The organism is Lelliottia sp. AC1, assembly GCF_023278595.1.
GTDB lineage: Bacteria > Pseudomonadota > Gammaproteobacteria > Enterobacterales > Enterobacteriaceae > Enterobacter > Enterobacter nimipressuralis.
Genome location: NZ_CP025699.1, coordinates 439,874 through 449,693 on the forward strand (window position 1 = coordinate 439,874; position 9,820 = coordinate 449,693).

Annotated in this window: 6 protein-coding genes; 3 read left to right on the plus strand and 3 right to left on the minus strand. The window is 53.9% G+C overall.

The window, feature by feature from the left end:
* The first annotated feature begins 575 nt into the window (after window positions 1-575).
* Together crfC and C0560_RS02110 are read left to right on the plus strand one after the other, a co-directional pair.
* Window positions 576-2,930 carry a clamp-binding protein CrfC gene (gene crfC / locus C0560_RS02105; protein WP_123429914.1) on the plus strand — a complete coding sequence of 785 codons (2,355 nt, stop codon included), beginning with the start codon at window positions 576-578 and terminating at the stop codon, window positions 2,928-2,930.
* The gene (locus C0560_RS02110; protein WP_102105749.1) at window positions 2,927-3,808 is read left to right on the plus strand and encodes a diguanylate cyclase regulator RdcB family protein; all 882 of its coding nucleotides are present in this window, start codon (window positions 2,927-2,929) and stop codon (window positions 3,806-3,808) included. Before crfC ends, C0560_RS02110 begins: the two co-directional genes overlap by 4 nt.
* A 34-nt stretch (window positions 3,809-3,842) precedes the next feature.
* On the opposite strand, the gene kdgT is transcribed toward C0560_RS02110, so the two are convergent.
* A complete protein-coding gene (gene kdgT / locus C0560_RS02115) occupies window positions 3,843-4,838 on the minus strand; it encodes a 2-keto-3-deoxygluconate transporter (RefSeq protein WP_100777951.1) in 996 nt (331 codons plus the stop codon).
* A 653-nt stretch (window positions 4,839-5,491) separates the two neighbouring features.
* Here kdgT and proP point away from each other — a divergent pair.
* Window positions 5,492-6,994: a glycine betaine/L-proline transporter ProP gene (proP, locus tag C0560_RS02120; RefSeq protein ID WP_100777950.1), complete on the plus strand. Its 1,503-nt coding sequence runs from the start codon at window positions 5,492-5,494 to the stop codon at window positions 6,992-6,994.
* Between the two features lie 33 nt (window positions 6,995-7,027).
* On the opposite strand, the gene C0560_RS02125 is transcribed toward proP, so the two are convergent.
* Window positions 7,028-7,981 carry a nickel/cobalt transporter gene (locus C0560_RS02125; RefSeq protein WP_248859520.1) on the minus strand — a complete coding sequence of 318 codons (954 nt, stop codon included), beginning with the start codon at window positions 7,979-7,981 and terminating at the stop codon, window positions 7,028-7,030.
* 64 nt (window positions 7,982-8,045) lie between these two features.
* Window positions 8,046-9,407, minus strand: coding sequence for an HdeD family acid-resistance protein (locus C0560_RS02130; protein ID WP_248859522.1), 1,362 nt, complete (start codon window positions 9,405-9,407; stop codon window positions 8,046-8,048).
* Window positions 9,408-9,820 lie beyond the last annotated feature (413 nt).

Here is a 9,820-nt window from a genome sequence, read left to right on the forward strand (position 1 = left end):
GGCTGGAAAGCGCCAGCCAAAAGATGGCAGTTTGCCGAAAAAGACGTCAAGTATAGCGTAAGTCCACACCGTTGTCGGTGATATTATTTTTTTTGCGAAGAGTGAAATCACCGTGTCTGGAGTGACACTTTCTGTCAGTCACTTAAGCGATGCTAACAGCGTACTTAAGATTTAAACGGCGCGACGAAATATATCGAATATTTTATTGCGTAAATTGCCAGGTACTGTCATTTCGGATAAGGTGAGGTGAGCAGTTGTTATTTATCAACGGCACCCGCGATTGCCATTCCTCCTTAGGCGTGCGGGAATTACCTCTCATTTTGGGTGGGTAAATTACTTTGATATATCCTATAGCTTCATAAGAAATGGTCTACGCTCATTATCTTTCGGCTTTCTTTGTCGAGAGGAGCGTACGAGCGCTCTACGCTTCAGGCCGAATATATTCCGGTTTGTCATCAGGCGCTTATATTCATTGAACATATTTTCCACGCGTAATCTAAAAAGCCGAAATTTCATTATTAAAACTATCCGGCTAAATAAAAGTAATAAATTTGCGTTAAGGAAAGGCTTTTATCATGCATACACAAACAATTTTTGAATTAAGCCAGGAAGCGGAAAGGCTTCTGCAACTTGCTTTGCAGAATCTTGACGCCCTGAAATCAATGCCGATTGCGGTGCTGGATAGCACCACCGCTGCGATGACCGGGGAGACGAATAATGTTCTGCCTCTGCATTTCAGCACCCGTGGCGTTGAAACGCAGCTTTCTATGCTTAATAACGAATTACGCAAAATTACCCGTCTGGAGATGGTGCTGGCGATTGTCGGGACCATGAAAGCTGGGAAATCGACCACTATAAATGCCATCGTCGGGACCGAGGTGTTGCCAAACCGCAACCGCCCGATGACCGCGCTGCCGACCCTGATCCGCCACACGCCGGGCCAGACCGAGCCGGTGCTGCATTTCGCCCATGTGTCGCCAATTGATACGCTGATCAAGCAGTTGCAGGAGAAACTCTGCAATCACGATCGCGGAAAACTGACTCAGCGCCTTGAGATCGATAAAGACATGAACGCGCTGCTCGGGCGTATTGAGCAGGGCGAAGCGTTCGAAAAACACTATCTGGGCGCGCAGCCGATTTTCCAGTGTCTGAAAAACCTCAACGATCTGGTGCGTCTGTCGAAAGCGCTCGGCGTCGATTTTCCGTTCTCGGAATATGCGGCGATTGAACATATTCCGGTTATTGAGGTGGAATTTGTCCATCTGGCCGGGCTGGATTCCCATCTGGGCCAGCTGACACTGCTCGACACCCCAGGGCCGAACGAAGCCGGACAGCCGCATCTGCAGAAAATGCTCAGTGAACAACTGGCACGATCGTCGGCGGTGCTGGCGGTGATGGACTACACCCAGTTGAAATCGATCTCCGATGAAGAGGTGCGACAGGCTATTTCGGCGGTAGGAAAATCGGTGCCGCTGTATGCGCTGGTGAATAAGTTTGATCAGAAAGATCGCAACAGCGATGACGAAGAGCAGGTGCGGGCGATGATCTCCGGCACGCTGATGAAAGGCAATATTTCGCCGGGGCAGATTTATCCTGTGTCGTCGATGTGGGCCTATCTCGCCAACCGCGCGCGCTATGAAATTGCCAGCCATGGCCGCTTGCCGAACCCTCAGGAGCAGCGCTGGGTGCAGGATTTTGCCGAAGCGGCGCTCGGACGTCGCTGGCGGACGGCGGATCTGGATGATGTGGAGCATATTCGCCACGCCGCCGATCTGCTGTGGGAAGATTCGTTATTCGAACAGCCGATCCGTAAACTGATTTACGCCGCTTACGCCAACGCGTCGCTCTATGCCCTGCGATCGGCTTCCCATAAGCTGCTGAATTACGCACAGAATGCCCGCGAGTACCTGGATTTTCGCTATCAGGGGCTGACGGTGGCCTTCGAGGAGCTGCAGGTAAACATCTCGCGCCTGGAAGAGGATATGGCGCTGTTGCAGATGCGCCAGGAGGTCGTCAGCGACGAAGTGGGGCATGAAGTGGAGCAGGCGCTGGATGCGGCGAACGCGTTTATTTCGCAGCAGAAAAGCCAGATTCAGCAGGCTATTGGCCACATCTTTAACAGAGATAATATTCTCGATTTAGCGGGCATCCAGCCCATGAGCCTGAGAAATAGCTCCCCTGAAGAGATGGGGCAACTGGTGCTGGATGATGAAGGGCAGGCGCAGATTGTGTTGAGCAAAATCCGCTCCTCCTGCGAGCTGATCATGCTCGATGCGCAGGGAAAAATCAGCCGCGAGCTGGCGCTGCGCTTTGACCAGCTTGAGTCCACGCTGGCGCGTTCCCTTAACGAAGCGATGCGCCCCATTGAGAAACGCATTAAAGAAGAGCTGAGCCATGCCGGTTTCCGGGCGCGGATCAGCTTCCCGGCGTTCCAGGCGAGTCAGCTTAATTTCAACACGCGTGGGCTGTTTACTGACGCCATTGCGTCGGAAAATCGTCCGGCGGGTGATGTGTCGGCGTCCGGCAGCGTACGTGAGACGGTGTCGCGCTGGCTGAACAATCCGGGCTGGGGCTTTGAAGATTACGTGATGACACGCACCCGATATGTTATTGACATCGCGCAGCTTCATGAGCGATTTAAACAGCATATTGATCAATTTTGTGAACAAATCTGTAAAGCTTTGGTGGCGCAGGTCGATGTCTCTGTTACGGCAGGAATGGCGACGTTTTTCGCAGAATTTTCGTTATGTCTGACCGGGTTACAGGAAAGCTTGCGTGATAGCCTCGCAGTGCGCCAGCAAAACGAGCACTCCACCCGAGCGCTTAGCCAGCTGTTGCAGCAAAGTATTACCACTGCGACGTGGATTCAGGAAGATACCCGACTGTTACGCGATGATATTCAAACCTTATTCGCGGCTGAGCAACTATGACAACACAACTACTGGACGGTCCCGGGCGGACGCTGGAGTGTATTCATCCGAAGTTTATGGTCGATCTGGTACAAGGGGTGGACGCGGTGCGTCTTCCCCCTCTCGCCCCTCAGCAGCAGCAATTTCGTGAGCGTTTAACTCAGGAGATCATGACCCAGACGAAGCTTCGGCCCTGGGCGATGACGGGAATGTTCAGCGAAAATGCTGCCCTGCGGCTGGGGCTTGCGGAAAAACTGGCGGGGATGTTCGATCCCGGCCATCTGGCGCTGACGCGCATGACGGAAAAACTCACCACGCTGCGCCAGCAGACCAGCCGCCAGGGGCAACAGTCTCCGGGCCTGATGCAGCAGTACGACGATCTCTCTGCCCATTTTTCCCAGCGTGCCGCCTATAAAGAGAAAGCACTTTCCCAGCGTGGCCTGACGGTGCAGGCGGGCGAACATAGTGAACAAATTTTTACCCACTGGCGGGCCGGGCAATACGATGGCTGGTCGCTGGCCGGGCGTTGTTACCTCGCGCTGGAAGAGCTTCGTTGGGGGGCGTTTGGCGATGCCTGTCGCCTGGCAAACGAAGACGTTGGCGCGATGCTGAAAGACAATTTACGCAGCCTGGCGGCAAATTATCTGGCGCAGGGGATCAACGCTTCTCCCGCCACTCGACATTTCTATCACCAGTGGCTTGCCACACCGATTTCAACGGGCTTGATGGACCATAAGGATATGCTGGGCTGGCTGGGGGACTGGTGTCATCCTGACCGTCATCCGGTGAGCTGGTCTGTGACGCAGAGCTGGCAGACGGTGGCTCTGGGGATGCCGAGACTCTGCTCAGCGAAAAGGCTGGCGGATGCGATGGTGAGTGAGGTGTTTGGCGAGGGATAACCAAAACCCTCTCCGAAGAGAGGGCGTAGAAATCTTAGTGATGTAAGGATTCAACCGGCTGCGGCTCTGACTCGGCCTGCGGGATATTGCCGTAGCGTTTGGCGTATAGCGCCGTAATAATCGGTACCAGAATCGCGGTCACAATCACAGCCGCTGCAACCAGCGCGGTTGCGGAGGCGGCAACAGGTTCGAAGGCAGGGTTGATCTGCGCGATAATCACCGGGTTCGCCACGGCTGCACCTGCAGCAGATGACGCAGCGACACCTGCGGTCCCATTCCCTCCTCCAATCACGCGGTCTGCGATAATCAGTGGAATACCGGTGATGATGATAACCGCGACGCCCAGGGCGATGCCCAGCAGACCGGTATCCATAATCACGCCCAGGTTGATGGTGTTACCCAGTGCGAAGCCGAAGAACGGAATCAACACCGGCGTGGCTTTGCTGAAGAAATCGCGCAGATCGGTGTCCAGGTTACCCAGTGCGAAACCGATCAGGAACGGCAGAATTGCGCCGACGAAGTGGTGCGGTTCAAACGAGGCCAGACCGGCGGAGCCCAGGATCAGCATGGTCATCAGCGGACCGGATTCCAGCGACATTAAAACGAAGGCGCCAGACTCTTCTTTAGTGCCGTACTGGTTCATCAGGCTGGCGTAGAGACCGCCGTTGGTCATATCCATTGCCGAAACAATCGCCAGAATGGACAAGCCGGCGAAGAATCCGGTCTGAATTCCGTTCTCGGGAATAAACATGGCGCAGACCATTGCGACGACCCAGGCGACCGCAATTTTGGTAATGACCAGCGTACCTGATTTACGCAGAACGGTACCTGTAGCCCGTAAATTAATAGAGGCGCCAATACAAAAGAACCAGACCGCCAGAATGGGAACGGTGCCGGTGATCATCCCTTTTGTGAATCCGCCAAAATAAGCGCCGGTATTTGGCGCAAGGGTATTTAATATTGCGCCAAGGACCAGGGGAACCAGCATCATCCCGCCAGGGATGCGTTCAATTGTGGCTTTAATCTTCATGATAAATCCTCACATCTCATCTCGCGTTTCTGGCGGACAAGTCAGGTAATATTAATGATTACATTCAAATGATTACGAAAATTTAACTGTCTGGAATTCCGTCTGGTAATGCACAAACCGCAGCCCGTTTACACGTGTTAAACGGTTGGTGAGTTGCAGCCATCGCGGCGTGTTCGGGCTTATCATGCGATCATTGGAATTGCGATTCAATGAAAATAAAACAGTGTTTTAGTTATCTTGATCACATATTTGCGTAAACGAAGACATTGACCGCTTGTAATTAAAAAAGCTGTGAATTGGATGTAAATGAAAGTCAGTGTTTTATTTAATTGCGAGAGGAATAATAACCAGCGGAAGAATCGTCTGAATGCGATTAAAACGTAACGAAAGAGAGAGGGGTGCTTACGTTTTCTGACAACTTCTGACGCCATACGTAAGTTTTTGTGAAGTTGATCACTAATTTAAACGCTGGTAGGGTAAAGAGGTCACTAACTGCCCAGACAGGCGTCAACAGGTTCGGTTGTATCGACAGTAAATGTCAATGTAAGTAAACCTGCTACGCTTGAAGAAGAAGATTCGCATGAGGCGAATCTCACTTTACAGACCGCATGAGTTTCTGTGGTATGGACAGGGCTGAGTCTACGAGGATAGCAATGCTTAAAAGGAAAAAAGTAAAACCCATTACGCTCGGCGATGTCACCATTATTGATGACAGCAAGCTGCGCAAGGCCATCACTGCCGCATCGCTGGGTAACGCGATGGAATGGTTTGACTTCGGTGTTTACGGCTTCGTTGCCTATGCACTCGGTAAGGTCTTCTTCCCCGGCGCCGATCCCAGCCTGCAGATGATTGCAGCGCTAGGCACCTTCTCTGTACCCTTCCTGATTCGCCCGCTCGGTGGGTTGTTCTTCGGGATGCTGGGCGATAAATATGGTCGCCAGAAAATTCTCGCCATCACAATCGTGATTATGTCGATAAGTACCTTCTGTATCGGCCTGATCCCGTCTTACGCCACCATTGGCATCTGGGCACCAATATTGCTGCTGCTGTGTAAAATGGCGCAGGGCTTCTCCGTCGGCGGTGAGTATACGGGCGCATCGATCTTCGTTGCCGAATACTCCCCGGACCGTAAACGCGGCTTTATGGGAAGCTGGCTGGACTTTGGCTCGATTGCCGGGTTTGTGCTGGGTGCGGGCGTGGTGGTATTGATTTCCACCGTCGTCGGGGAAGAGAACTTCCTCGAGTGGGGCTGGCGTATTCCGTTCTTCCTGGCGCTGCCGTTGGGTATCATCGGCCTCTATTTGCGTCATGCATTAGAAGAGACCCCGGCGTTCCAGCAGCACGTTGAGAAACTGGAGCAGGGCGATCGCGAAGGCCTGCAGGATGGACCGAAAGTTTCGTTCCGCGAAATTGCGACCAAACACTGGCGTAGTCTGCTGACCTGTATCGGTCTGGTGATTTCGACCAACGTGACCTACTACATGTTGCTCACGTATATGCCGAGCTACCTGTCGCATAACCTGCACTATTCAGAAGATCACGGCGTGCTGATTATTATCGCCATCATGGTCGGTATGCTGTTTGTGCAGCCGATTATGGGTCTGATGAGTGACCGCTTCGGTCGTCGTCCGTTCATTATTCTGGGTAGCGTCGCGTTGTTCGCCCTGGCGATTCCGGCCTTTATCCTTATTAACAGTAATGTGCTGGGGCTGATTTTTGCCGGTCTGCTGATGCTGGCGGTGATCCTGAACTGCTTCATCGGGGTGATGGCGTCCACGCTCCCGGCGATGTTCCCAACGCACATTCGTTACAGTGCGCTGGCGGCAGCATTTAATATCTCGGTACTGATTGCGGGTCTGACGCCGACATTGGCGGCCTCGCTTGTCGAAAGCACCCAGGACCTGATGATGCCGGCTTATTATCTGATGGTTATCGCGGTTATCGGTTTAGCGACCGGTCTGACGATGAAAGAGACGGCTAACCGACCTCTGAAAGGGGCGACGCCAGCGGCATCGGATATTCAGGAAGCGAAAGATATCCTTCGCGAGCACTACGATAATGTTGAACAGAAAATTGATGACATTGACGTAGAGATTGAAGAGCTGCAGAAGAAACGTTCTCGTCTGGTGGATCAGCATCCACGGATTAACGAGTAACAAACGAAAAACCCGCCACTGGCGGGTTTTTTATTAGCAGCCTGCGGCAATGTAGTCGCCGTTAGCGCTGATGGGAATGACCGTTAAGAACAGCACCGTCGCGAACAAAATCAGCACAATCCCACCGGCAATTTTTGCCACCGGCACCAGCCCGCTCAGGTGTGATCCTCCGCCGAAGAGCGCCACCGTGCGTTCGCGCGCATAGCGCACCGCCAGCGACAGCCCCATGATCGACAGCGCCGTGCCGAGGGACATGGTCATCACCGCCGCAATTCCCCAGGTCACAATACCCAGCGCGTTCGAGAACATCAGAATCATAATCGCCCCACTGCATGGGCGCGCGCCGATGGCCAGGATTACCCCCACACGTATTTTCCAGTTTTCCCCGTTCAGCGCGGCACCCACACCGTGGTGACCGCAGCCGCAACTTTCATCATGTTGATGAAGAGGTTTAAGGGCGTGAACCGTCATCCTGCGAGGGGGCAGGCTTTTCAGCGACTGGTAAATGACAAATACGCCAAACGCACCAATCATGACCGCGCTGATTTTTTCCACATACCAGCGGCTGGCGCTGAGATCGCCGGAGGCGAGATTAAATCCCACGGCCAGAATAAAGACGAAAAGAATGGCGCTTACACCCTGCATCAGGCTGCCGAGGAAAGGCACCACGCGTGCGGCGAGCTGGCTTTCTTTATTAGTAGAGAGATAAGTGGTGACGATAAATTTGCCGTGGCCTGGCCCAATGGCGTGAAGCACACCATAAAAGAACGCGCCCGTCAGTAGCCACAGCCCACCGGCGTACTGGTGATTATTGAGTTGCAGAAGGTACATCACCAGATAGCGGTGCAGGGTGATTTGCGTTGCGAGGCACCACTGAATAAAGGCGTTCCAGTGGGCGTGTAGCGTAAAGGCTGCCAGCAGAATGCCCAGCGCCATCAGCCCGGCAGTGGGGAGGCGCCAGTCACGTGCGAGACGTTGTGTGGTCATGGTATGGCCTGCGGGAGAGGATTTTTGGCAAGTATAGCGTTTATGATCGCGGGCGCGCTGAGGTTTACTCTTCCGTCATCCCTTCGCCGCTTTTACCTTTCACCCATGCGACCCGGCGATGGAACATTTTTTTCAACGCCCGGCCCAGGGTATTAAACCAGCCTGTCGGGCGTGGATCGGCAAGCATGCTCAGGGCGCGGGCGTAGTCCAGCACCAGTCCTGGCGTCCAGGCCATGGTCTCGGCGCGTTTACGCAGCTGGAGTGCGACCCAAAGTTCCGGCGTGGACATCAGCTTTCCAATCGCCAGCCAGAACCCGCGCGTTTGCCAGAGTCTTCCGACGGATCCCTCCAGCGCCGCTTCCAGCGCACGCGCCACGCTGCTGGAGCAGTTACGGTGGGTCAAATTGTAGGATGCATTCTGACGGTAGTTTTCCCAGAAGGCGCTCAGGCGGGTTTCACTGTAATTGCGGATGCGTACTTTTCGCGTAGAGGGGCACCATTGCGCTGATTCTGTTGCATAGTCGGGCTGGAACAGCCCTTGCACATTATTCTCCGGCGTCGCCCGCAACAGTCGGGCGAAGGCATCCGGCGAGCGGTCGATGAGTTCCGCAGGGTACAGACTGATATAGATCCCGCCAGGAGATTCCAGCGCAGCGTGGCCGGTGGAGATAATGCCGTTTTGATCCACGGCGGCGATATAACGGTTAATGACCGGGCGAGGGATGGTTTCACCCGGCGCAGAACCCACGGGAGTCCAGACGTGAACCGTCAGCGCTTTTTCGTCATCTTCCGGTGGGCCATCCCACTCCACAGTGGCGGGCGGGAGCGTATCTGCTTCTTCCATATACTCTTCGCCTTTAAGACCCGGGTTGGCGGCGGCCACTTTGACGCGGTTGGCGAGGATGAACATGTTCCATCCCGCGAAGGCAAGGCCCAGACCGAGACAGTAAGGAACGGTGCCGGCATAATTTGACGGCCATGGCTGATAGAAGAAGATGGCCAGCGCGATCTCGACGATCCCGCCTGCCAGGGCGGAGTGCCAGCGTTGATAGCGAACGACCAGGGCGGAGGCAATTTGTAGCGCACCATCGAGCAAGAACAGCGTGCCGAAAATGATCGCCAGTACAATATCGCCATCGTGGTTCCCCGCCAGGATCAGAACCGCGGCGAGTGAAAAGGTGGCACCTTTGACATAGCGTAAGATGCGCTGCCCGCCCATGCCGCTGTGCGCCACCATTAATGTAAGGGCACCTTCGAACAATAGCAGGCAGGCGAAAGGCTCAATCGGGAAGAACAGCGACCCGTCCATGGCGTCGATGAAGATGACGGTGCCGGCGATCAGTGTGATCCAGCCAAAGCGGCGAAGCCCGCGCCAGTGTGAACGCAGAAAATCGATACCCAGCAGGATCAGGATTAGTCGCATCATAGGAAAACGTCCGGAAATAGCCTTCCACATATATAGCTTATTGGGTCGTTTAGTGCGTGATGAGTGAGAAACGTGTCGGTAATACTGGCCGGGTTGTGGATAAGTCTGTGTGCAAAAAGGGTATAAGGCGGGGTTTTGCTGTGGAATGCAGCAGTCAGTCATTTTTCTGTCATTTAGCGGTTGCGGGCTGACGAGAACTCCCTATAATGCGCCTCCATCGACACGGCAGATGTGAATCACTTCACACAAACAGCCGGTTCGGTTGAAGAGAAAAAATCCTGAGATTCAGGGTTGACTCTGAAAGAGGAAAGCGTAATATACGCCACCTCGCAACGGTGAGCGAAAGCCGCGTTGCACTGCTCTTTAACAATTTATCAGACAATCTGTGTGGGCACTCAAAGTGACATGGATTC